Origin of the sequence: Rhizobium sp. BK456 (genome assembly GCF_014194045.1) — a bacterium.
Taxonomy (GTDB): Bacteria; Pseudomonadota; Alphaproteobacteria; order Rhizobiales; family Rhizobiaceae; genus Rhizobium; species Rhizobium redzepovicii.
This window is the reverse complement of the sequence record NZ_JACIAO010000002.1, coordinates 25,248-49,450: the sequence shown is the minus strand read 5'-3', so window position 1 is coordinate 49,450 and position 24,203 is coordinate 25,248. Positions and strand designations below refer to the sequence as shown.

Below are 24,203 nucleotides of genomic sequence, written 5' to 3'. Positions count from 1 at the left end.
GGTGCGCAGGAGGGTTCGATGGCGTTCTTCGAAAGCATGCTGACGCTGTTGCTGGTGGCGATCGTCTTCCTGCAATTCTCCAGGAAATTCCGCATCCCTTATCCAACCATGCTGGCGATCGCCGGCATCATCGTCGCCGCCGTCCCCTGGGCACCCGAGGTCGCGATCGATCCTCAACTGGCGCTGGCGCTGCTGATCGCGCCGGTGCTTTTCGACGCCGCCTATGACCTGCCGCCGCGAACGTTGCGACGCAACTGGCTGCCGCTCTTCTCGCTCGCCGCCATCGCCGTGGTCCTGACAACCGCTGCCGTTGCCACCGTCAGCGTGACCATGGCCGGCCTGCCGCTCGCCGCAGCCGTCGCACTCGGCGCTATCGTCGCACCACCGGATGCGGCGGCGGCGACCGCCATGCTCGACCGTTTCGACCTGCCGCGCCAGACCTATGTGATCCTGAAAGGCGAGAGCCTTCTCAACGATGCCGTGGCGCTCCTGATCTTCAGCGCTGCGGTGGCGGCCGCCGCAAGCCCCGCCTTCTTCACCGGCGCCCTGGCGGAGCTGGCGCTGGCGGTGCCGGGCGGCCTCATCCTCGGCTATCTCCTCGGCCGTCTCTACATGGTGGTCGGGTTGAAGCTCGCCGGCACGCTCGGCGGCACCCTGCTCGAATTCGTCGCCACCTTCGGCACCTGGATCATCGCCGAGCGGCTGCACCTTTCGGCGATTCTCGCCATCGTCGTCTATGCGATGGTGATCGCCCGCTACATGCCCGAGCGGCAGACCGCCCGCCACCGCATTCATTCCTATTCGGTCTGGGAAGCCGCGGTCTTCCTGCTCAACGTGCTCGCCTTCCTGCTGATGGGCCTGCAAGTCCGCCAGATCGTCCTCGACCTCGATCCCGGCCGGCTGAATTTCGCAATCACCCTGGCCGCCGCGGTCTTCGTCACGGTCATCGGCGTGCGCCTGGCCTGGGTGCTCCTTTATAACCGCGTGATCACCTTCCTCGCGGAGCGCGGCTACACCAGACAGGCCGTTCCCACCTTCGCCACCAGCCTGCTCGCCGGCTGGTGCGGCATGCGCGGCCTCGTGACGCTGGCGACCGCGCTCGCGCTGCCGATCGACTTCCCCGATCGCGACATCATCCTGCTCAGTGCGCTGGCCGTCGTTCTCGGCACCCTGATCGTCCAGGGCCTGACGCTCGGACCGCTGATCCGCTTCCTGAAATTCGAGCCGGACACCTCACTCGACCGCGACCTCACCAAGGCCCGGGTCGCGTTGATCGATGCGGCGCTGGCCCAACTTGCCGGCGGCGAGGATAAATCCACGCGCATCCTGCGTGACGTCTACACCTCCGAGCGCGAGATCACCGCCGACGGGAAACATCCACGCGAAGTCAGCAGCCTCGATAAGCAGCGCCGCAGCGTCATTGCCGCCAAACGCCGCAAACTGGCAGCGATGCGCCGCGCCGACGAGATCGACGACGATGTCTTCCACATGCTGGAACAGGAGCTCGACTGGGCCGAACTCGCCGTCCTGCCGCCCGGCCGCGACGAGATCGTCGAGAGCTGACGCCATCCATGAAGTTTTGATGGATTTCGCAACCCCGGCCAATTGGCATTTGCTATTTTTCGCCGCTGCCGTTTATATCCGGTTCCACAAGTTACGATTTTTCCGATGTGCATTGCGTGCCGGCCTTCCCTCCTATGGATTGAACGCCGGGGGAAATCGCGGGGGCCACGCCTTCGTTCAAAGCAGCAAAACATGAAATAACATCACCTTATCTTAGGTTCGGCGGCAGTCTATCGGCCGTCGCGATTGGAGGGACCGGTATGACTTACGTGCTTCGACGGATATTGATGCTCGGCTGCATCACCACGTTCATGCCCCTGGCCGCCATGGCACAGGGCGCACCATCCGCCCCTCCTCCCGTCACCGTTGCCAAGCCGGTCGTTCGCGATGTCGTCGACAGCGACGAGTTCATTGGCCGCTTCGAGCCGGTCGACGAAGTCTCCGTTCGCTCGCGTGTCGGTGGATACTTGCAGGAAATCCATTTCCAGGACGGCGCATTGGTCAAGCAGGGTGACCTGCTGTTCGTCATCGACCAGAGGCCGTTCGTCACCGCGCTTAGCCAGGCAAAGGCGACGCTCGAAGCGTCGCAATCCGCTCTGGTCTTTGCCGATGCGCAGTTTAAGCGCGCACAATCGCTCACCGCGAGCGGCAGCCAGGCGGCGCAGACGCTGGACGATCGCCGCCGTGAGTTCGATTCGGCCGAGGCCAATGTCCGCGGTGCGCAGGCCGCCGCCGATCGCGCTTCTCTCGACATGGAATATACCGAGATCAAAGCGCCGCTCAGCGGCCGCATCGACCGCCGGCTGATCTCGGCCGGCAACCTGGTGCAGACTGACCAGACCGTGCTGACCACCATCGTCTCGCTCGACCCGATCGATTTCTATTTCGACGTCGATGAGCGCCGCCTGCTGAATTTCGCCGACACGGCGCGCAAAATGGGTAAGGAACTTCAGCAGGGCGGCGGCGGATTGGATGTATCCGTCACCATCTCGGATCCTTCTGCCAAGCCATTCAAGGGGAAACTCGACTTCGCTGAGAACCGGGTCGACAATGAGAGCGGCACCATTCGTCTGCGCGCCCGCTTCCCCAACCCCGATCTCGTCCTTCAGCCCGGACTCTTCGGCCGCATTCAGGTCGAAGCCTCCAACACCTACCAGGCCATTCTCGTCCCGGACGAAGCAATCGGCTCGGACCAGAATGAACGCGTCGTCTATGTGGTTGACGCGCAAGGAAAGGTTTCGACCAAGCCCGTGAGGCCCGGCCCGCGGCTCTACGGCTATCGTGTGATCCGCGAGGGCCTCGACGGCACCGAGACGATCATCGTCAACGGCCTGATGCGCGCCCGCCCGGGATCGACGATCACGCCTCAGATGACCAAACTGCCGCAGGAGCGCCAGGACACCCCGCCTGAAGCCGCCAATGCGGAGAACGGACAATGAGATTTGCGCACTTCTTCGTCGACCGGCCGATCTTTGCGGCCGTCATCTCGATCCTCTTTCTCGTCGTCGGCGGCATCGCCTATACGCAATTGCCGGTCTCCCAATATCCGGAGATCGCGCCACCGACCATCGTCGTGCGCACCTCCTATCCCGGCGCCGATCCGCAGACGATCGCCGACACCGTTTCGACCCCGCTCGAACAGCAGATCAACGGCGTCGAAGACATGCTTTACATGTCGTCCTATTCCAGCGCCGACGGCGCCATGTCGCTGACGATCACCTTCAAGCTCGGCACCGATCTCGATAAGGTTCAGGTGCTTGTCCAGAACCGTGTTTCGATCGCGCTGCCTCGCCTTCCGGAAGAGGTGCAGCGGCTCGGCGTGACCACCGACAAGAGTTCGCCCGACCTAATGATGGTGGTGCACTTGCTGTCGCCGTCGCACCGCTATGACCAGCTTTACGTCTCGAACTACGCCCGCAACCGCATCCGCGACGTCCTCGTTCGCCTTGACGGCGTCGGCGACGTGCAGCTCTTCGGCGAGCGCCAGTATTCGATGCGCATCTGGCTCGATCCGGAAAAGCTCTCGGCCTACGGCATGACCTCGGACGACGTCGTCTCCGCCTTGCGGGACCAGAACGTCCAGGTCTCCGGCGGCAAGATCGGCGCGCCGCCTGTCACCGGCAAGAACGCCTTCGAATATACGGTGCGAACGGACGGACGCTTCTCCGACGTCCGCGAGTTCCGCTACGTCATCGTCAAATCGACGGGCGCCGGCCGGCTCGTGCAGTTGCAGGATGTCGCCCGTATCGAACTCGGCGCCCAGGACTACGTCACCAACAGCTACCTCAACAACGACCCGGCGGTCGCCCTTGGCATTTTCGCCCGGCCGGGAACCAATGCACTGGATACGGCCCATCAGGTCCAGACATTGATGAAGGATATCTCCCAGAATTTCCCCGAGGGGCTGGAATATCGCATCGTCTACGACACGACCGAATTCATCTCGGATTCGATCAGCGAGGTCTATAGAACCATCGCCGAGGCCGCCATCCTGGTGGCGATCGTCGTTCTCGTCTTTCTGCAATCCTGGCGAACCGCGATCATACCGATCGTCGCCATTCCGGTCTCGCTGATCGGCACCTTCGCCATCCTGCTGGCGTTCGGCTTCTCGCTCAACATGCTCACTCTGTTCGGGCTGGTACTGGCGATCGGTATCGTCGTCGACGATGCGATCGTGGTCGTGGAAAATGTCGAGCGCAATCTGGCGCGCGGCATGACACCGAAGCAAGCTTCCCATGTGACGATGGACGAAGTCGGAACCGCCGTCATCGCCATCTCGCTGGTGCTGATCGCGGTGTTCGTGCCGACAGCCTTCATTCCCGGCATATCGGGCCAGTTCTACAGGCAGTTCGCCGTGACGATCTCGGTCACCACCGCGATATCGGCGTTGAATTCGCTGACACTGTCGCCCGCCCTCGCCGGCATATTGCTGAAAACCCACGACCACGAAACCCGGCGCGCGAATATCGCCGCACGGTTTGGCAGAGGTCTCGCGGACGGTTTCAATCGCGGCTTCGACAGGATGAGTTCCGGCTATTCATGGATCGTCCGGCATCTGGTCCGTAGTTGGGTCGGATTGACAGCCGCGATGATTGCCTTCGTCTGCCTGCTCGGAGCAACCTGGTACATGGGCACGCGCGTTCCCGCGGGCTTCATCCCGACCATGGACCAGGGTTACGCGATCGTCGTCATACAGCTTCCAGACGGCGCCTCGCTGGCGCGTACCGACGCCGTCGTCAAACAGGTGGGTGATATCGCCCGGACCGTGCCGGGTGTCGGCAACGCCGTGCAATTTGCCGGCTTCAGCGGGGCAACGTTCACCAATGCCTCGAATTCGGGCGTCGTCTTCGTGCCGTTCAAATCCTTTGCCGAACGTGAGGAAGGCGGAGAAAACGCCAACAAGATCATCGGCGAGCTTTACGGCAAACTGCAAAGCATCCAGGAAGCCTTCATCATTGCCATCCCGCCGCCGTCCGTGCGTGGCGTCGGCAACTCCGGCGGCTTCAAGATGCAGATTTCCGATCTTGAAAACGCCGACATGACGCGCGTGCTCGGCCTCGCCCGCCAGATGATGGGTGCCGCGGCCACCACCGAGGGGCTGACCGGCGTCTTTACGACATTCTCCGATGCAAGCCCGCAATACTTCCTGGCGATCGACCGTGACAAGGCACGCTTTCTGAATGTGCCGATCCCCAATATCTTCAACGCGCTTTCCATCAATCTGGGCGTCGCTTACGTCAATGATTTCAATGCGTTCGGCCGCGTCTACCAGGTTCGCGCGCAGGCCGACCGGCAATATCGCATGGACAGGGAAGACATCCTCGCCCTGAAGGTTCGATCGGCGACCGGCGCGCTGGTTCCGCTTGGAACGTTAATGGATATCCAGGATGCCAGCGGCCCGGCACTTGTCCAACGCTACAACATGTACGTCTCGGTGCCGCTTCAGGGCAATCCGACGCCTGGCACATCGACGGGCGACGCCATCGCAAAGATGGAAGCGCTGGCAGCGAAGATCCTGCCGCAGGGGACAACCTTCGAATGGACGGAACTCGCCTATCAGGAGACCCATACCGGCAACACCGCCGTCTACATCTTCGCCCTCTCAGTCGTCTTCGTCTTCCTGGCGCTGGCGGCACAATATGAAAGCTGGGTTCTGCCGCTCGCGATCATTCTCATCGTGCCGCTTGCGGTGCTCGCGGCGCTGATCGGGGTCTCGCTGAGGGGAATGGACAACAACGTCCTGACCCAGATCGGCCTGATCGTGCTGATCGGTCTTGCGGCCAAGAACGCCATTCTGATTGTCGAGTTTGCCAGGCAGGCGGAAGACGAGGGCAAGTCGCCAGTGGAAGCGGCCATCGAGGCCAGCCATCTTCGCCTGCGCCCGATCCTGATGACGGCATTCGCCTTCATCTTCGGCGTTCTACCGCTTGCCATCGCGACCGGCCCCGGCGCGGAAATGCGCCAGTCGCTCGGCACCGCCGTCTTTTCGGGAATGCTTGGCGTGACGATCTTCGGCCTGTTCCTGACGCCGGTCTTCTACGTCGTGCTGCGCGGGTGGCGCCGCAAGCAGCCGGCGAAAAAAACGGTGGAGGCCGTCCCGGTTGAAAGCGAAACGGTCTGATCCGCTCCAGCGGGAGGCCGAGAAGGCGGAAGTCAGGTGGAAAACAGATGCACCTGACCCTGCCACAGGCGGGCGACGGTCAGCTTGCCGCTGCGGTAGGCGCGCGTATCGAGATTGAGCCGTCTCGGCCGTATGTCGGGCTCGTCGTTCGGCGTGTGACCGTGAACGACGAGCTTCGGCAGCGGCACCCGGCTTTCGAGAAACCGCTGTCGGATCATGACCAGATCCTCGTCCGTCTGCTCGTCAAGCGGCAGCTTCGGATTGATGCCGGCATGCACGAAAATCACATTTGGAGTCTCCAGCATCACAGGCATCGCCCGCATGAAATCGATATGCGTGCGCGGCAGCGACTGGCGCAGGAAGGAATCGAGCTTTGCGCCTGAAGGAAAGACCAGCGGCAGATGCTCCGGATCGAGGCCATAGGATTTCAGCGACTCCGCCGAACCCATCCGCATCCACTCGTCATAGGAAATCCAGCCGTCGATATAGTCGAGCATGGCGATTTCATGATTGCCGGCAAGGCAGATACGGTCGAAATCATCCGGCGGCGGCGCCATGAGATGGGTGATGACCTGGGCCGATGCCGGTCCGCGGTCGATATAGTCGCCAAGCATCACGATCAGTTTACGCCCCGGCAGCCGCGCGGCATCGCGCAGGATCGCCGCCTCGGCTTTCGCAAGCAGATCGAACCGCCCATGAATGTCGCCGATCGCATAGGTTGGGATCGCGGCAATATCCAGCGTCAGACGTGGTCTCGACTGGCGTGCCATTTTCGAAACCTCGCCGTTGCGAGCAAGAGTATCGCTCATCATGTTTCTCAATCAAGGAAGCCCCACTTGCCGGTAAGTAGAGGCGAAAACAAGGCAATCAAGCTGGTAAGAAAATTCAAAGCCTTGGAGTTTTGTAGAAAAACCGGCCTTATCATTCGAGGGCCGATCCCTCACTCCTGTATGCCTGCCATCGGCCCGACGATTGGAGCGATTTTCGGAAGGCACGAGGCGCCGAGTCAAACTGTTGCAGCGTTCTTCGCCATCCGAAAAGACGCAGAGCGCCGTAGGAAAGAGTGACCGATGGGAACGGTATCGCAGTTTCAGGATAGAAAAAGGCCTCCCGCGCATCGCATCGAAAGTGAAGAGGAGGCGATATCCACCGCCCGCGCCCTTGCTGCCGCATTCCGGCACCAGGCGAGCGAACGCGACATCAACCGCGTACTGCCCTTTGCCGAACTCGACGCGCTGTCGGCATCGGGACTGACGGCGATCACTGTTCCGCCCGACCATCAAGGGCTCGACGTATCGAACGCGCTGCTCGCGGAAATCGTCGCAATCATTGCCGAGGGCGATGCCTCGATCGGCGAGGCGCTGGAAAACCATTTCTGTGTGCTGGAAACGCTGCGCACCCAGGCGACCGAGGATCTGCAGGCATCGCTGTTTGCCCGCGTGTTGCTCGGGGACCGCTTTGCAGGCGCCACCTTTATCGAAGGAACCGAGCTTACGGCCGAAGGCCCAGGTTACCGCCTGAGCGGGCGAACGCGACAGGCGTCCGGTATTTTGTTCGCCGACTGGATCGCCGCTGTAGCCGCCGCTCCACCCAGCCGTCCAGTCACCCTTTACCTGGCAGGCGACGACGAAGGCTTGCAGGTGGTCGACGATTGGGATGGCTTCGGCCAGCGCACCAATGGATCGGCTACGGCCATCGTCGGCACGCTTTACGTCAGTGCCGATGCGATTGCGCCGCCCCCCTCCTCCGACGTTTCGACCGGTGTCTCGCTCAGCCTGCTGCTCAAGGCAAGTGTCAGCCTCGGCATCGCCCGGGCCGCCTGGAGCGACCTGATGACGGCAATTGGCGATCCCGGCACGACGGTCCTTCCCCGCATCGGCGAACGCGCCATCCGCATCGAAGCGACGGCGGCAGCCTTAGAACGGGCTGGCCGTAAACTCGACATTGCACAGGTCAATCCCGTCGAGGCCGCGATGGCGGACGCGCATTTCTCCGCCTCGGCGGCCGCGATCCTCGCCGGGGAAACGTCACTCGACACCGCAAACGCGCTGTTCGAACTGGCAGGGGAAACATCGGCCGGCATCGGGCTCAATCTCGACCGGCATTGGCGCAATGCCCGCATTTACGCTCTATCGCTCCCACGGGACAGGCTGGTGCGTGCTGCAGGCGAATATCGGTCGAAGCCCGGCGACGTCTAAAGCTCTTTGTCTTGATGCATGTCGTTATCCCGGAACCGCTACACACTTCCGAGCGACATGCATTCAATTCAGCTGGCGGCGGAGATCGGCAATTCTTCCTTGGGGCCGTCGATGCGGCCGCCGGCGGCGACGAATTGCTCGAGGCTCATATTGTCGAGAATGGCGGCGATCGCGTCACGAACATCGGTCATCGAGCGCCGCACCTGACAGGTTTCCGGATCGGCGCAGTCGTCGCAGGCCTCGTAAGCCGTACGGCTGGCACAGCGGATCGGCGCCAGTGGCCCGTCGAGCGTGCGGATGACATGGCCGATGCGGATTTCGGAGGCCGGCCGCGACAGGGAATACCCGCCGCCCGGCCCCTTCTTCGAGCGCAGAATGCCGACATTGCGCAGTTCGAGCAGGATCGTATCGAGAAACTTCTTCGGGATATTATTACGGGCGGCGATGTCATTGATGAAGGCGGTCTCGCCGGGCGCCAGCCGCGCCAGGTCGACCAGCGCCTTCAGCCCATATTTTCCCTTTTTCGTCAGCATCGTCATTGCCCTGTAGAAAACGCAGTATTCACCCCTGCCAATAGCAGGCAAATAGCGTCAAAAGCGTGAACATACAACAAAATAGCTATTATTTATAGCTTATATCGGCAACGTCACCGGCCGCCCGGCAGTCTTGGAACCGACCGAGCAATGCCGCTACCGCCAAGTTCAAAGTGTTACAGCGCTGCGCTGTCGTCTCGCTCAGATCGTCTTCAGCATACCGCCATCGACAAAATAGGTCGAGCCGACGCAATAACTCGCCCGCTCCGAACTCAGAAAGACGAAGACGTTTGCCAGTTCCTCCGGCGTGCCGAAGCGTTTCGAGGCGGCATGCTCGTTGGCGACGCTCTGCAGGTAGCCCTCCCAGTTGCCGCCGGTTTCGGCGGTCAACTGCTTGGCGGTCTTGATCCAGTCGGGGGTGAGGATCAGGCCGGCATTGACGCAGTTGACGCGGATATTGTCCGGGATGAGTTCGGTCGAAAGCGTCTTCGAAAACATCATCAGCGCCGACTTGCTGACATTGTAGATCGGCTCGTACCAGAGCGGCTGGACGGCGCAGATCGAGGCATTGTGCAGGATCACGCCGCCGCCGCGCCTCTTCATCTGAGGGGCGATGCCGCGCGCAAGCCGCACCGCGGCCATCACATGCAGGTCCCAATAGCTCTGCCACTTCTCATCGGGCGCCTCCATCACCGTCTCGTTCGATCCGGTGCCGGCATTGTTGATGAGGATATCGGCGCCGCCTCTTTCCGCCGCCGCCGCAATGATCGCCTCCGTTCCGTCGACCGTCGCCACATCGGCGGCAACAGCGACGGCGCTGACGCCGTACTTCTCGGCGATACGGGCGGCCTCCGCCTCGAGCCGTTCGCCGCCGCGGGCCGCCAGCACGAGATTGGACCCCTCAGCCGCCAGCCCCTCGGCGATCGCCAAGCCGATCCCGACAGACGCGCCTGTTATAACGGCGGTCTTTCCCTTCAGTCCCAGATCCATATTTTCCTCCGCGCAAGCGGCCGGCGGTTCCGGCCTGATGTGCCGAATGTTCCGCCAATGTAACCGCGCGTCAAGCACTGAGATGCCTCTTGCGGCGGGCACCGATCTGTCGCAGCCTGCATCCCCACATGCGAGGAGTTTTCATGCGACGTTATTCAGCCTGCATAGAGTGGCTGTTTGCCGAAGAAGGCGACAGCTTTCCCGATCGCGTCCGCCGCGCCCATGCCGGCGGCCTGACGGCCATCGAATTCTGGCGCTGGACCGACAAGGATCTGGACGCGATCGAGGCGGCGCTTGATGAAACCGGCCTTGCCGTCACCAGCCTCGTCGCCGAGCCGATGATCGCGCTGACCGACGCCGGCAACCGGCAGGCATGGCTGAAAGGCCTTACCGAATCCGTCGCGGCCGCAAAGCGTCTCGGCGCGCCGGTGCTGATTGCCCAGGCCGGCAACGATCTTCCGGGCGTGAGCCGCAAGGAGCAGCGCCGGGCGCTCACCGAAACGCTGAAGGCCGGCGCCGATATTCTTGCAGGCGGCGGTGTGCGCCTCGGCGTCGAGCCGCTCAACATCCGCATCGATCATGTCGGCTATTTCCTCGATTCGACCCGCGAAGGTCTCGACATCATCGATGACATCGCCCGCCGCGAGATCGGCATCGTCTACGACATCTACCATTCCGCGGTGATGGACGAACGCACCGAAGAGGTGCTGGACGGCCGTCTCGACCGTGTCTTCCACGTCCATGTCGCCGATCATCCCGGCCGCAACGAACCTGGCTCCGGCGGCATCGACTTAGCCCATCGCCTCGGCTGGATCTTCGCCAACGGCTATGACGGCGCCGTCGGCCTGGAATACCGGCCGACCAGAACCGGCGCCGACGCAGTCATGGCCGCGATCGCCTCGCTCGACGGTTAGGTCGGGTTGGCGCCTTCGGCAAAGGCTTCAAGCTCGGGGTCGAAATCGACCTCGACGACATTGTTAAAGACGGCAGTGGCCAGCATGATGCCGGCAAAGGCGACGAGATCGACCAGCACCTTGGTGTCGTAGCGCTGTTTCAGCTTCGCCCAGAGTTCGGTCGGAACCGCATTGGAATCGGCGACGATCGCCTTGCCGAAAGCGTCGAGCAAAGCTTCCTCCTCGGACAGTTTGAGCGCGTCGGGATTGAAAGCCTTGTTGATCAGCGCCCGGCGAAAGAAGGTGACGGCGATCTTCGATTTCGCCGCCTTCGAAATCGCATGCGAAAAGATCCAGATCGCCCGGTCGCTGATGATGGGGTCGAGCTCGGCCCGCAGCGTGAACCATTCGGCGTAGATGCGATGGGCGGCCGGCGAATGCAGCAGCGTCCGCTTCATATTGGTCATGCGTCCGCGCAGCCTGACTTCCTCGTCATGCGCCGCCCGAACCTCTTGTGAAGCGGTGTCGTAATCGATCTGCGGGAGGTGGCTCATTGGGTCCTCTTTCTGACGCACAAAGATAAATCCGCTTGGCCGCCGTGCCGCGCCCACTTAAGTTCCTCATATCGAAGGTGGAGGCAAGGCATGAGCGACGATCACGAGCATCACCACATCGACTGGCGGGAGCATGGCGTCAAGGTCATTCCCGGCAATTCGCTCGATCCGAACACCGCCCAGACGCCGGGGATGAACCGTGCGACGGCAATCAACAACGCCCGCGCCGGCGCCGAGAAGATCTGGGCCGGTACGGTGACGATCCACGCCAATGCCAAGACCGGCGCTCATCATCACGGCGATCTCGAAAGCATCATTTATGTGGTCAAGGGCAAGGCCCGCATGCGCTGGGGCGAGCACCTGGAATATACCGCCGAGGCCGGTCCCGGCGATTTCATCTATGTCCCGCCCTATGTGCCGCACCAGGAGATCAACGCCAGCCGCGACGAGACGCTGGAATGCGTGCTCGTCCGCTCAGGCCAGGAACCCATTGTCGTCAATCTCGATATCGAGCCGGTGGAAAAGCCTGAAGACGTGCCCTGGATCGACCCGATCCATCGCTGATGTATGCCGACATCCGTCAGGCGTGAACCGCATCCACACCGCTCAGGGCCGGCTTCTCGATGACCCGGCCGGTATCGGCGGCATAAAGATGGATCGCATTGTGGTCGATCGCGATGCCGATCGGATCGCCCGACTTCACGGTCACGGCCTCGGTCAGCGCCACAGCGAAGGGCAGCCCGTCGAAATCGGCGTGAACGACGCGGCTCGCGCCGAGCTCCTCGATGAAGTCGGCCGTTGCCACTAAGGCGCCGGGCGCATCCGGGGCCACCAGACGGGCAGCCTCGGCGCGCATGCCGAGCACGACGCGTTTGCCTTTCAGCGCTGCGGCGCGTTCGCGCGGCAGCGCGATCTTGCGGCTCTGGTCGTAGACGAAGACGCCTTCATCGTTGATCGTGCCTTCGAGCAGGTTCATCGCCGGCGTGCCGACGAAGCCGGCGACGAAGCGCGAGACCGGATGATGATAGACTTCCTCAGGCGTGCCGACCTGCTCCACCCTGCCGCCATTCATCACCACCAGCCGGTCGGCCAGTGTCATCGCCTCGGTCTGGTCATGCGTGACGAAGATCGAGGTGGCGCCGAGACGGCGGTGCAGGCGGCGGATTTCAGCGCGCATGGCGATGCGCAGCTTGGCGTCGAGGTTCGATAGCGGCTCGTCGAAGAGGAATACCTTCGGTTCGCGGATCATCGCTCGCCCCATGGCGACGCGCTGGCGCTGGCCGCCGGAAAGCGCGGCCGGCCGGCGGTCGAGGAAGGGCTCGAGGCTGAGCGCCTTGGCAACCTCGGCGACGCGGCGGCTGCGCTCGGCCTTCGCCACACCGGCCACCTTTAAGGCATAACCGATATTCTCGGCGACGGTCATATGCGGATAGAGCGCATAGTTCTGGAACACCATTGCGCAGCCGCGCTCGCGCGGCTCCAACTGGTTGACGACCCGGCCGTCGATGGCGATTTCACCGCCGCTGATTTCCTCGAGGCCGGCGATCATGCGCAGCAGCGTGGACTTGCCGCAGCCGGACGGGCCGAGGATGACGATGAATTCGCCGGACTGGATCTCCAGGTCGACGCCGTGAACGACGGGAGTCTTGCCGTAGCTCTTCTTCACATCACGGATTGAGATCGGTGCCACAGGACTGCTCCTTCATTTCTCGGTAGAGATAAGGCCGCGCACGAACCAACGCTGCATCAGGATGACGAGCACCAGCGGAGGCGACATGATGATAAGTGTACCTGCCATGGCGACGTTCCAGTCGGGCAGGCCGAATTCGGATGGGATAAGGGTCTTGAGCTGCGTGACCGCGATGCCGAAACTCGGATCGGTAGTAATCAACAACGGCCAGAGATACTGGTTCCAGGCCCAGACGAACATGATGGTGAACAGTGCGATCATGTTTGGTCGCGACAGCGGCAGCAGAATGTCCCAGAAAAACCGGACCGGACCCGATCCGTCCATCTTCGAGGCCTCGGCAAGCTCGTCCGGAACGGTCAGATAGAATTGGCGGTAAAGGAAGGTGCCGGTCGCGGTTGCGACGAGCGGCGCCACCAAGCCGGTATAGGAATTCAGCAGACCCCATTCGAGCTTGATCTGGATGCCGGACACCCAGGCGACCAGCGCGGTAATTCCGGTGATATCGAGAATTGTCTGGAAAGGCTGCAGCGCGTTGGCCGCGATCGAATAGGTCGGCACGATGCGGACTTCCAGCGGCAGCATCAGGGTGATGAAGATGATCCAGAAGATCAGATGCCGACCGCGGAAACGGAAGTAGACGATCGAGAAGGCGGCCATCGCGGAAAGGATAACCTTGCCGGCACCAACCGCAGTCGCGAAGATGATGCTGTGAATCAGCTTGTTGCCGAGATCGGCGCGGATCCAGGCGGCCTGAGCATTTTCCCAGAAATGCGAGCTCGGGGTCAGCGGCAGCGGCACTCGGTTGACCGTCTCCAGATCGAGCGTCGATGCGATAATGACGATGACGAAAGGCAGAAGCGCGATCACCATGCCGAGTGCCAGAAGCGTATAGCAGATGAAGTTGAATATCGGCGTGCGTTCGATCATGTCCGCGACCTCACTTGTAGTGCACGCGCCGCTCAATGAAGCGGAACTGGAAGATGGTGAGCAGGACGACGAGCGCCATCAGGATGATCGACTGGGCGGCGGCGCCCGAATAATCGAGCCCCCTGAACCCGTCGAAATAGATCTTGTAGACCATGAGTTCGGTCGCACGTGCCGGCCCGCCCTGCGTCATGACGTCGACGATGCCGAAGGAATCCTGGAAACTTTCGGTGATGTTGATGACGAGCAGGAAGAACAATGTCGGTGTCAGCAGCGGCAGCTGGAGATCCCACATCCGGCGCAGCGGGCCGGACCCGTCCATGGCCGCAGCCTCGATCAGCGAGCGCGGAATGCCCTGAAGCGCCGAAAGGAAGAAGATGAAATTATAGCCGATATATTTCCACGAAAAGGCGATGATGACGGCGATCATCGCGTCCTTGCCGTCGAGTGCCGGGTTCCAGAGACCGGGCCAGACATGATTGATGACCGACAGGAGGCCGGCCTCCGGCGCCAGGATGAAGCGGAAGGCGAGACCGAGAGCGGGAGCGGCAATCGCATAAGGCCAGATGAAGACCGACCGGTAGATCTTGTGGCCGCGCAGCTCGCGATCCGTCAAAAGCGCCAGGATGAGCGCCATCCCCATGGCGATCGCCGTCGAGCTGAAGCCGAAGATCATGCTGCGGGTGATCGACTCCCAATAGATGGGGTCGCTGAGCAACTGCTTGAAATTGTCGAAACCGACCCAGGCGTTGCCGCCGCCCCATGGCTGCTCGAGCGTGAACGCCCAATAGAGCGCTTGCGCACTCGGCCAATAGAAGAAGACGAAGATCAGTAGCAGCATCGGAAAGGCGAAGAGCAGTCCGATCGTCGTCGAGGAGAAAGTGACGCGCTTTTCCATGAGTGGTCGTTTTCGCCATGATTTCGTTTAAAGCGGGCAGCAGCTTTGCATCCGCGACCGATGAAGAGAACTTGCGAAGACGCACCCGGCGCGCGCAAGGCGGGCCGGGTGCGTCTGATATCAGCCGATCAGGGGAGCTGAACGTTCTTATAGGTCTGCTGGAAGCGGCGCAGCAGCTGGTTGCCGCGTTCGGCAGCGCCGTCGAGCGAAGCCTGGACGTCGGCATTGTTGACGAAGATCGCCTGCAGGCCGTTGGCGATTTCGGTGCGGACCTGCAACAGGCCGCCGAGACGGATGCCGTGCGGCGCCGTGTCGTCGGCAGGCGATGCCGTCAGGCTCTGAATCGCCAGCTCACGGCCGGCATAAGGAGCCTTGTCGTAGAAGCCCTGCTTCTTGAGATATTCGAAGCCGGAGTTACGAACCGGGATATAGCCGGTGACCGTCGACCAGGTCAGGGCTTCTTCCGGCTTTGCGATGAAGTTGAAGAAGGCAGCGGCAGCCTTGTATTCGGCGTCGGTGTGACCCTTCAGAACCCAGAGCGACGCGCCGCCGACATAGGAGCTGTGGCGGGTTGCAGTGCCGTAGGTCGGGAGCATGGCAACGCCCCAGTTCATGCCCTGCTTGGCGGTGCGGCCGATATTGCCATGGTCGCCGACCGAGGTCAGGATGACCTGGCAATCGCCGGCGGCGAAGGCTTCGACGAAGGTCTGGCCGACGGCCTTGTTCTTGATGAAAGCCAGCTTGTTGTCATACCAGGACTTGAGGTCCTTGATGTAGCTCACGAGCAGCGGGTTCTTGTTGTAGGTCAGTTCGGCGTCGAGGCCTTCAAAGCCGTTCTTCTTCGTCGCGATCGCTTCGCCGTTAACGGCTTCGAACTGCTCGACATATTGCCAGACTTCGTTGTTGGAGATGTCGAAGGCGAGCGGGCAAGCATAGCCAGCATCCTTCAGAGCCTTGAAATCTTCGCCGGCTTCCTGCCAGGTGGCCGGAGCATGGTCCTTGCCGATCTTGGCGAAGGCATCCTTGTTCCAGTAGAGCAATGCGGTCGAGGAGTTGAAGGGGAAGGAGTACATCTCGCCCTTGGACGTCGCGTAATAGTTAGCAATGCCGGAGAAGTAATCTTTCCAGTCGACGGTGTAGCCCATGTCCGTCATCAGCTGGTTGGCCGGGTAGTAGGCGCCGGAAAGCATGATGTCGAGCGTGCCGGCGTCGGAGACCTGAGCGATGGTCGGCTGCTTGCCGGCGCGGAAGGCGGCAATGGTGTTCTGCAGCGACGCGTCGTAGCTGCCCTGGCTGGTGCAGGCGACTTCGTAATCGGCCTGCGACTGGTTGAAGCGATCGCACTGTTCCTGGACACGCTTTGCGATGTCACCGGAATTGCCGAACCAGAAGTCAATCTTGGTCTTATCGGCGGCGGCAGCGGGACCGGCAAGAAACGCTGTAGCGAGAAGGGCGCCAACGGCGCCGAGAAGCTTGGCTTGCATGAGAACCTCGAACGTAAAAAAGGACGCGCACTTTCGGCGCACGCCCTATTAGCTGGTTCAAATTGCCGCGGCCAATGAATATTACATGACATGAAACGATCATAATCGTTCCGTCACAAAACCTTCATGCGGATGTTATTTGCCACGGCCGAGGCTATATTTAGAGAAGCCTCGCCAGCCTCCCCAGCGCACTGCCGAACATTTATATTTGTATTCGAATATTTATGAATTTCAAGGGTTTTCAATATTTGCCTATATTGCGACGCAGCATCATTATTCGAAGCTACCGCCGCACGAAAACTTGCAAAATCGCCTATCTCGCCGCCATTGCACTGCTGTGCAACGCCTGGTTTTAGCCCCAGATTTAAAGGAAATCCTTCAAAATTGCAGCGAACCGGGGATCGAATGCACGGCTGATCGGTCCGGCGGCCGCACCGATCGCCACCGACCAGGGATCGGCCATGCCGGGCTGCAGGCGCGGGAGCATGCGGCCAGGTCGTTCGGCGATCGAGGGCAGCAGCGGGCCGATGGCGGCGATCAACCTTTTCACCAGCGCTTCCGGGGCACTGCCGCACAGGATCACAGTCTGCGGATCGAAGACCGTTTCGATGAGATGGATGCTCCAGCGCAGGTCCACTGCCGCCGCCTCGATCCAGGTCTTAATGTTTGGATCGCCCCTTGAGGCAAGGTCGTTGATGCGTGCATGGAGATGGGGATCGGCAGGATCGGCCGAGAGATGCTGATAGAGCGAGGCGAGCGAAGCGCGATGTTCGAGCGGCGTCGATTTGCCGTCGGCAAACAGCAGCGCCATGCCGATCTCGCCGGCATTGCCGTTGGCGCCACGGTAGAGCTCGCCGTTCAGAATGAGGCCGGCGCCGATGCCGTAGCCGACGAAGAGGCAGACCGCATGGTCGACACCATGGGCGGCTCCCACCATGCGCTCGGCGGTCGCCGCAGCAGCAGCATCGTTCTGCAGGCCAACGTCGAGCCCGGTGCCGGCGGCCAGCCTTTCCAGCAGCGGGAACTTTTGCCAGGCCTCCATCATCCACGGATCGTCGCCGCTACCGGCGACCCCGAAGGGCCCGGGCATAGCGACACCGAGACCGACCATTCGCTTTTCCGACTGCTGGACGATCCCGGCAAGCTTGGAGCGCACATCGGCGACCAGATCGAGGATGACCTTTGCTCCCGTCGAGGGACCTCCGGGCGGAAGGCCGGCTTCTGCGCGCATCAGAACACTGCCGATGAGATCGACGGCGACCGCTCGCGTCACATGCCGATCGATCTGCAGGCCGATCGCGAAGGCGCCTTCGGGCACGAGCCCGTAGGGCGTCGAGGGCTGCCCCCTGCCCTTGCGCACCGGCTCCTGCGAACGGACGAGACCATCGCGCTCGAGTTCCTCGATGATATTCGACACCGTCTGCTTGGTCAGCCATGTCGCCCGCGCCAGATCGGCGCGTGAAAGTTCACCATTGATCCTCAAGGCATCGATCATCACGCGCCGGTTATGCGCGCTGGTGCCTTCGTGGTTGGTGCCGCTCTTGGCCCGGATCGGCCGGCTGTCATTCATGTGCAATTGCCTCTTGACTCCAGTAGAATGTTGAAGAAGTAATAAGTCAAGACAATTGACTTAATAAGGGACCGGAGAGTTCCAGGGAACGCAGGACGCCGACACGGGCTCCGACGACGCTCCGAGACGACTTCTCGAACACCGATGGCGGAGGGCCGCCCTTGGCAATGCGTAAATGTCACAAACTGGAGGCTGCAATGCTGAAATCCTTTACCAAGACGCTTCTGGGTGCGGCCTTGATCGGCGCATCTCTTGCGCCGCATGCTTTCGCCGAAACGACGCTGAACGCGCTTTTCATGGCGCAGGCCGCTTACAGCGAGGCCGATGTGCGCGCCATGACCGACGCCTTCGCCAAGGCGAACCCCGATATCAAGGTCAATCTCGAATTCGTTCCCTATGAGGGCCTGCACGACAAGACGGTGCTGGCGCAGGGTTCCGGCGGCGGTTACGACGTCGTGCTCTTCGATGTTATCTGGCCGGCCGAATACGCCACCAACAAGGTGCTGGTCGATGTCTCCTCCCGCATCACCGACGAGATGAAGAAGGGCGTGCTGCCTGGCGCCTGGACCACCGTGCAGTATGACGGCAAATATTACGGCATGCCGTGGATCCTCGATACCAAATACCTGTTCTACAACAAGGAAATCCTCGAAAAGGCCGGCATCAAGGCGCCGCCGAAGACCTGGGACGAGCTGACCGAGCAGGCAAAGGCGATCAAGGACAAGGGCTTGCTCGCCACGCCGATCGCCTGGAGCTGGTCGCAGGCCGAAGCCGCGATCTGCGACTACACCACGCTCGTCAGCGCCTATGGCGGCGATTTCCTCAAGGACGGCAAGCCGGCCTTCCAGAGCGGCGGCGGCCTCGATGCGCTGAAATACATGGTCTCCAGCTATTCCTCCGGCCTGACCAACCCGAACTCCAAGGAATTCCTGGAAGAGGATGTCCGCAAGGTCTTCGAAAACGGTGATGCCGCCTTCGCTTTGAATTGGACCTACATGTATAACATGGCCAACGACCCGAAGGACAGCAAGGTCGCGGGCAAGGTCGGCGTCGTGCCGGCGCCGGGTGTTGCCGGTAAAAGCCAGGCGTCTGCCGTCAACGGCTCGATGGGCCTCGGCATCACTTCCGCCAGCCAGCATCCCGACGAGGCCTGGAAATACATCACCTTCATGACGTCGCAGGCGACGCAGAATGCCTATGCCAAGCTGAGCCTGCCGATCTGGGCATCCTCCTATGAGGACCCGGCGGTCACCAAGGGCCAGGAAGAGCTGATCTCCGCCGCCAAGATCGGCCTTGCGGCCATGTATCCGCGTCCGACGACGCCGAAATATCAGGAGCTCTCGACCGCGCTGCAGCAGGCGATCCAGGAATCCCTGCTCGGCCAGTCCTCTCCGGAGGATGCGCTGAAATCGGCGGCCGACAATAGCGGCCTCTGATCAAACTCAGAAACCCGGGCGCCGCCTGCCGTCGCCCGGCCTCCAAAACTAAAGAATGAAGAAGGGTCGCCTCGATGTCGGGCACTTGGCTGACAACTCGCGCGTGGCTGTTGATGCTGCCGCTTCTCGTGGTCATGATATCCGTCATTGGCTGGCCTTTGATCGATACGGTCGGCCTCTCCTTCACCGATGCCAAGCTCGTCGGCACCGAGGGCAGCTTCGTCGGCATCGACAATTACGCCAAGATGATTTCCGGCTCGAATTTCCAGCGCACGCTGATCACCACCACATGGTTCGCGATCGTCTCGGTTGCCGCCGAAATGGTGATCGGCGTCCTTGCCGCCCTGCTGCTGAACCAGCAATTCCGCGGCCGTACTGCGCTTCGCGCCCTGATGATCCTCCCCTGGGCGCTGCCGACCGTCGTCAACGCCACGCTCTGGCGGCTGATCTACAATCCGGAGTACGGTGCGCTGAACGCCGCGCTGACGCAGCTCGGTCTTCTCGACGCCTATCGCTCCTGGCTTGGCGAACCCGGCACGGCGCTGGCCGCTCTCATCGTCGCCGACTGCTGGAAGAACTTCCCGCTGGTGGCGCTGATCGCACTGGCCGCGCTCCAGGCCGTGCCGCGCGACATCACCGCCGCCTCCCTCGTCGACGGCGCCGGCCCCTTCGCGCGCTTCCGCTTCGTTATCCTGCCCTATCTCGCCGGTCCGCTGATGGTGGCGCTGGTGCTGCGCACGATCGAAGCCTTCAAGGTATTCGACATCATCTGGGTGATGACCCGCGGCGGCCCTGCCAATAGCACCCGCACGCTGTCGATCCTTGTCTATCAGGAGGCCTTCTCCTTCCAGCGGGCGGGCTCGGGCGCCTCGCTGGCCCTGATCGTAACGCTGCTGGTGACCCTGCTGGCCGCCGGTTATGCCGCCCTGGTGCGCAAGACTGCCGGGAGTGCGGCCTGATGGAACGCCAAAATCCACTCTTTTCTGCCTTCATCTATGTCAGCGCGCTGCTGCTTGCCGCCGTCATCCTGGCGCCGATCCTTTGGCTGTTCATCATGAGCATCTCGCCGGCCGCCGATCTTGCGGCAAAGCCGCTGCGCTGGTGGCCGCAGGCGGCGGATTTCTCTCGCTACGCCGTGCTGCTTTCGACGCTCGAAAACAGCGCCGGCGCCGCGTTTACTTCGTCGTTGCGCAACAGCATCGAGGTGGCGGGCATGGCGACGATCGCCGCCATCGCCCTTGCCATTCCGGCCGGCTGGGCCGTGTCGCGCACGCCTTCTGTCGGATGGTCGCTGTCGATGGTGATCGCCACCTATATGCTGCCGCCGGTGGCGCTTGCCGTGCCGCTCTATATGGGTCTCTCTCATCTCGGCATGCTGAACAACGTCTTCGGCCTTGCCTTGGTCTATCTGACAATCCTAGCACCCTTCACCACCTGGCTGATGAAATCGGGCTTCGATTCCATCCCGCGCGAGATCGAATCCGCCGCGATGATCGACGGCGCCGGCCTGTTCCAGACGCTGAGGATTATCACGCTGCCGCTCGCCGCCCCTGTCGTCGCGACATCCAGCCTCTTTGCATTCCTGCTAGGCTGGGACGAATTCTTCTATGCGCTGCTCTTCACCTCCGACCAGCGCGCCAAGACGCTGACCGTCGCCATTGCCGATCTCGCCGGCGGCCGCGTTTCCGATTACGGACTGATCGCCACGGCAGGCGTGCTCGCCGCCCTGCCCCCGGTGCTGATCGGTCTCGTCATGCAACGCGCCCTGATTTCAGGGCTCACCAGCGGCGGCGTCAAGGGATGAAGATGACGACAGAACGAACCCGGCCGGCCGGACTTGCCGCAATTGACCGCGAGATGGCGCGTCAGCACGCCGATGCGCTCGCCTCCTATGATGCCACCGCACCGATGGCGGTAAGAGCCGCTACGTCGCTGAAGAAGACTGGCCGGCTGCTCTTGCTCGGCATGGGCGGCTCGCATGCCGTCAACCGCGCCGTCGAGCCGCTCTACCGCACCCTCGGCATCGATGCCGTCGCCCTGCCGCTCTCCGAACAGCTCGGCCAGCCGCTGCCGATCGCCGGCAAGACGGTCTTCGTCACCTCGCAATCGGGCGAAAGTGCCGAAGTCCTGCGCTGGTTCGAAGAGACCGGCGGCCCGCAGGAGACCTTCGGCCTGACGCTCGAAGCCACTTCCTTCCTTGCCAGCACCGCCCCGTCGCTGGTCGGCAGCGGCGGCACCGAACTTGCCTTTGCCGCGACCCGCAGCCTGACGGTGACCCTCGCCCTGCATCTGGCAATCCTTTCCGCCCTCGGCGAAGATCCCACGGCCGCACTTGCCGTCCTCAGGGCACCCAAAGACCATGACATCGCCGCGGCGCTGGCCGCGCTCGAAAACGTCGCGACCGTCGTCACCTCGGGCCGCCGCCTGCAGGGTGTTGCCGAGGCGCTGGCGCTTGGGTTGACCGAATTATCGCGCCGTCCCTGTTTCTCGCTCGAAGGCGGCCAACTGCGCCATGGGCCGATGGAGATGCTGGGGCCTGAGATCGGTCTGGTGCTGTTCCGCGGCCTGGACGAGACGGCCGGCTTGGTGACGGCTATGGCGGTCTCCGCGGTCGACACCGGCGCGCCGGTCATCCTGTTCGACGCATCCGGCCAAGCGCCGGTCGCCGGCGCGGTGACGATCCGCTTTACCCCTGCGACGGGCCTTGCGGCGATCTTCGCCATGCTGCCGGTCGCCCAGCGGCTGATGATCGCCTTTGCCGACGCCCGCGTGGATAATGCCGGAACGCCGGTCCGTTCCACCAAGATTACCCGGAGCGAATGAATGCGGCCGCTTGCAGTCATCGGCAACGTCAATGTCGACCTCATCCTCGGACCGGCGGCCCCCTGGCCGAAAGCCGGGACGGAAATCATCGTCGATCATGACGAGCTCAGGGTCGGCGGATCGGCCGGCAACAGCGCGCTCGCCTGGCAGGCGCTCGGCATCGAATTCGAGATCGCCGCCAATATCGGCAGCGACCAGTTCGGCCGCTGGCTCGCCGAAGCCTTCGGGCATCGTTCCGTGAACTGGCCGGTCCGTCCTGAGAAGACGACGCTCTCCGTCGGCATCACCCATCCGGATGGCGAGCGCACCTTCTTCACGACGACGGGCCACCTGCCGCGCTTCGCGCTTGCCGATGTCTTCGCCGTCATCGACGGCGCAAGACTCCGGGGCGGCTACGCGCTGCTCTGCGGCGCCTTCCTGACCGAAGATCTGACGAGAGAATACGACGCTCTCTTCGATTGGGCCGATAGCCATGACATCACCGTCGCGCTCGACACAGGCTGGCCGCTCGACGGTTGGAAGGAAGAGAACTGCACGGCGACACGCGCCTGGCTCTCCCGCAGCGGCATCGCATTGCTGAACGAGGTCGAGACGACAACGCTTGCCGGCATCGCCGATCCGATCGAGGCTGCCCACGAAATCAGGTCGCACATGCCGGAAGGTGCGATCGCCGTCGTCAAACGCGGCCCGGACGGCGCCGTCGCCATCGGGCCAGACGGCCTGCCGGCTTCGGTGCCTGCACCCGTCGTCAAGGTCGTCGATACGATCGGCGCCGGCGATGTCTTCAACGCCGCCTTCCTCGCCGCGCTCGCAAAGGACGAGCCTTTGATCTCCTGCCTGAAAGCGGGTACCGAGATCGCCTCGCGCGCCATTTCCACCCTGCCCCGTAGCTACGGTAATCCGTCATCCCTTCAGGAGCCCGTGTCATGAGCGCGCTCGACATCCAGAACATCCGTAAGACGTATGGCGAAGTCGAGACGCTGAAAGGCATCGACATTTCGCTGGAAAGCGGCGAATTCCTCGTGCTGCTCGGCTCGTCTGGCTGCGGCAAGTCCACGCTCCTGAACATCATTGCGGGCCTTGCCGAGGCAACGAGCGGCGACGTCAGGATCGGCGGGCGCTCGGTGCTCGGCGTGCATCCGAAGGACCGCGACATCGCCATGGTCTTTCAATCCTATGCGCTCTATCCCAATCTGACGGTGCACAGGAACATCGGCTTCGGCCTGGAAATGCGCAAGGTGCCGGCGCCCGAGCGCGACAGGGCGGTGCGCGACGCTGCAAAACTGCTGCAGATCGAAAACCTCCTCGAGCGCAAGCCGAGCCAGCTTTCCGGCGGCCAGCGCCAGCGCGTCGCGATCGGCCGCGCGCTGGTGCGCAAGCCGGAGGTCTTCCTCTTCGACGAGCCGCTCTCCAATCTCGACGCCAAGCTGCGCATGGAGATGCGCACCGAGATCAAGCGGCTGCACCAAATGCTGAAGACGACGGTAGTCTACGTCACCCATGACCAGATCGAGGCGATGACGCTGGCAAGCCGCATCGCCGTCATGCGCGACGGCCGCATCGAGCAGCTCGGCACGCCGGAAGAGATCTACAACCATCCGGCAACGCTCTATGTCGCCACCTTCGTCGGCGCGCCGCCGATGAACCTGCTGAAGGCAACGGTGCGTGACGGCCGTCTAGCGCTTTCAAGCTCCGATGCCACCCTGCCCCTACCCGCTTGCTTCCGCGATACCGTCGCCAATGGCCGCGATCTCGTCCTCGGCATCCGTCCCGAGGCGCTTCGCACCGACGGCAACGGCCTGTCTATCGAGGCAACCACCGAGGTTTCGGAACTGACCGGTCCGGAACTCGTCGTCACCGCGCTTACGGGAAATCAGCGGCTGATGGCTTGCCTGCCGCCGCGCACGCCGATCCGGGACAACGAAAAACTGACCCTCTTCTTCGACGAAGAGGCCATGCATCTCTTCGACCTGGAAACCGGTCTCAGCTGCCTCGGCGAGCAATAGGCCGACCAAGCACCCTGAGC

At 62.4% G+C, this 24,203-nt stretch carries 21 protein-coding genes; 12 read left to right on the top strand and 9 right to left on the bottom strand.

Annotated elements, in window-relative coordinates:
* Positions 1-18 precede the first annotated feature (18 nt).
* The 3 genes from FHX03_RS06510 (at position 19) to FHX03_RS06500 (ending at position 6,184) form a co-directional block, all read left to right on the top strand.
* The gene (locus tag FHX03_RS06510) at positions 19-1,563 is read left to right on the top strand and encodes a cation:proton antiporter (RefSeq protein WP_183853012.1); all 1,545 of its coding nucleotides are present in this window, start codon (positions 19-21) and stop codon (positions 1,561-1,563) included.
* 260 nt (positions 1,564-1,823) lie between these two features.
* Positions 1,824-3,002 (top strand): efflux RND transporter periplasmic adaptor subunit, encoded by a 1,179-nt coding sequence (locus tag FHX03_RS06505; protein ID WP_097629152.1) that lies wholly within the window; start codon positions 1,824-1,826, stop codon positions 3,000-3,002.
* A complete protein-coding gene (locus FHX03_RS06500; protein ID WP_183853010.1) occupies positions 2,999-6,184 on the top strand; it encodes an efflux RND transporter permease subunit in 3,186 nt (1,061 codons plus the stop codon). The genes FHX03_RS06505 and FHX03_RS06500 overlap by 4 nt, the downstream gene beginning before the upstream one ends.
* A 32-nt stretch (positions 6,185-6,216) precedes the next feature.
* Here the strand turns inward: FHX03_RS06500 and FHX03_RS06495 are convergent, their stop codons facing one another.
* Positions 6,217-6,993: a metallophosphoesterase family protein gene (locus FHX03_RS06495; protein WP_183853008.1), complete on the bottom strand. Its 777-nt coding sequence runs from the start codon at positions 6,991-6,993 to the stop codon at positions 6,217-6,219.
* A gap of 261 nt (positions 6,994-7,254) precedes the next feature.
* Here FHX03_RS06495 and FHX03_RS06490 point away from each other — a divergent pair, with 261 nt between their 5' ends.
* The gene (locus FHX03_RS06490; RefSeq protein ID WP_183853006.1) at positions 7,255-8,382 is read left to right on the top strand and encodes an acyl-CoA dehydrogenase family protein; all 1,128 of its coding nucleotides are present in this window, start codon (positions 7,255-7,257) and stop codon (positions 8,380-8,382) included.
* Between the two features lie 68 nt (positions 8,383-8,450).
* On the opposite strand, the gene FHX03_RS06485 is transcribed toward FHX03_RS06490, so the two are convergent.
* Together FHX03_RS06485 and FHX03_RS06480 are read right to left on the bottom strand one after the other, a co-directional pair.
* A complete protein-coding gene (locus tag FHX03_RS06485) occupies positions 8,451-8,915 on the bottom strand; it encodes an RrF2 family transcriptional regulator (RefSeq protein WP_003590486.1) in 465 nt (154 codons plus the stop codon).
* Between the two features lie 201 nt (positions 8,916-9,116).
* On the bottom strand, positions 9,117-9,905 hold the full coding sequence (locus FHX03_RS06480) for an SDR family NAD(P)-dependent oxidoreductase (protein ID WP_183853004.1): 789 nt from the start codon (positions 9,903-9,905) through the stop codon (positions 9,117-9,119).
* Between the two features lie 143 nt (positions 9,906-10,048).
* On the opposite strand from FHX03_RS06480, the gene FHX03_RS06475 reads away from it, so the two are divergent.
* Positions 10,049-10,819 (top strand): TIM barrel protein, encoded by a 771-nt coding sequence (locus FHX03_RS06475; RefSeq protein ID WP_183853002.1) that lies wholly within the window; start codon positions 10,049-10,051, stop codon positions 10,817-10,819.
* On the opposite strand, the gene FHX03_RS06470 is transcribed toward FHX03_RS06475, so the two are convergent.
* Entirely contained in the window at positions 10,816-11,352 is a 537-nt protein-coding gene (locus tag FHX03_RS06470) for a hypothetical protein (protein ID WP_097629157.1), read from the bottom strand. The two genes, FHX03_RS06475 and FHX03_RS06470, sit on opposite strands and share 4 nt — an antisense overlap.
* A 90-nt stretch (positions 11,353-11,442) precedes the next feature.
* Here FHX03_RS06470 and FHX03_RS06465 point away from each other — a divergent pair, with 90 nt between their 5' ends.
* Complete coding sequence (locus tag FHX03_RS06465) at positions 11,443-11,916, top strand: cupin domain-containing protein (RefSeq protein ID WP_097629158.1); 474 nt, start codon at positions 11,443-11,445, stop codon at positions 11,914-11,916.
* A 16-nt stretch (positions 11,917-11,932) separates the two neighbouring features.
* On the opposite strand, the gene FHX03_RS06460 is transcribed toward FHX03_RS06465, so the two are convergent.
* The 5 genes from FHX03_RS06460 to FHX03_RS06440 form a co-directional block, all read right to left on the bottom strand.
* On the bottom strand, positions 11,933-13,042 hold the full coding sequence (locus tag FHX03_RS06460) for a sn-glycerol-3-phosphate import ATP-binding protein UgpC (protein ID WP_183853001.1): 1,110 nt from the start codon (positions 13,040-13,042) through the stop codon (positions 11,933-11,935).
* Between the two features lie 12 nt (positions 13,043-13,054).
* The gene (locus FHX03_RS06455; protein WP_183852999.1) at positions 13,055-13,969 is read right to left on the bottom strand and encodes an ABC transporter permease subunit; all 915 of its coding nucleotides are present in this window, start codon (positions 13,967-13,969) and stop codon (positions 13,055-13,057) included.
* A gap of 10 nt (positions 13,970-13,979) precedes the next feature.
* Positions 13,980-14,864 (bottom strand): carbohydrate ABC transporter permease, encoded by an 885-nt coding sequence (locus tag FHX03_RS06450; RefSeq protein ID WP_012485023.1) that lies wholly within the window; start codon positions 14,862-14,864, stop codon positions 13,980-13,982.
* 128 nt (positions 14,865-14,992) lie between these two features.
* Complete coding sequence (locus FHX03_RS06445) at positions 14,993-16,348, bottom strand: extracellular solute-binding protein (RefSeq protein ID WP_097629161.1); 1,356 nt, start codon at positions 16,346-16,348, stop codon at positions 14,993-14,995.
* A gap of 364 nt (positions 16,349-16,712) precedes the next feature.
* Positions 16,713-17,918, bottom strand: coding sequence for an ROK family transcriptional regulator (locus tag FHX03_RS06440; protein ID WP_097629162.1), 1,206 nt, complete (start codon positions 17,916-17,918; stop codon positions 16,713-16,715).
* Between the two features lie 197 nt (positions 17,919-18,115).
* On the opposite strand from FHX03_RS06440, the gene FHX03_RS06435 reads away from it, so the two are divergent.
* The 6 genes from FHX03_RS06435 to FHX03_RS06410 all read left to right on the top strand — a co-directional run bounded on the left by FHX03_RS06435 (position 18,116) and on the right by FHX03_RS06410 (position 24,183).
* Positions 18,116-19,354: an extracellular solute-binding protein gene (locus tag FHX03_RS06435; protein ID WP_183852997.1), complete on the top strand. Its 1,239-nt coding sequence runs from the start codon at positions 18,116-18,118 to the stop codon at positions 19,352-19,354.
* 74 nt (positions 19,355-19,428) lie between these two features.
* Complete coding sequence (locus FHX03_RS06430) at positions 19,429-20,313, top strand: carbohydrate ABC transporter permease (RefSeq protein WP_097629164.1); 885 nt, start codon at positions 19,429-19,431, stop codon at positions 20,311-20,313.
* Positions 20,313-21,158 carry a carbohydrate ABC transporter permease gene (locus tag FHX03_RS06425; protein ID WP_097629165.1) on the top strand — a complete coding sequence of 282 codons (846 nt, stop codon included), beginning with the start codon at positions 20,313-20,315 and terminating at the stop codon, positions 21,156-21,158. The genes FHX03_RS06430 and FHX03_RS06425 overlap by 1 nt, the downstream gene beginning before the upstream one ends.
* Positions 21,155-22,177 carry an SIS domain-containing protein gene (locus FHX03_RS06420; protein ID WP_183852995.1) on the top strand — a complete coding sequence of 341 codons (1,023 nt, stop codon included), beginning with the start codon at positions 21,155-21,157 and terminating at the stop codon, positions 22,175-22,177. The genes FHX03_RS06425 and FHX03_RS06420 overlap by 4 nt, the downstream gene beginning before the upstream one ends.
* A complete protein-coding gene (locus tag FHX03_RS06415) occupies positions 22,178-23,107 on the top strand; it encodes a PfkB family carbohydrate kinase (RefSeq protein ID WP_183852993.1) in 930 nt (309 codons plus the stop codon).
* Positions 23,104-24,183 (top strand): ABC transporter ATP-binding protein, encoded by a 1,080-nt coding sequence (locus FHX03_RS06410; protein ID WP_183852990.1) that lies wholly within the window; start codon positions 23,104-23,106, stop codon positions 24,181-24,183. Before FHX03_RS06415 ends, FHX03_RS06410 begins: the two co-directional genes overlap by 4 nt.
* Positions 24,184-24,203 lie beyond the last annotated feature (20 nt).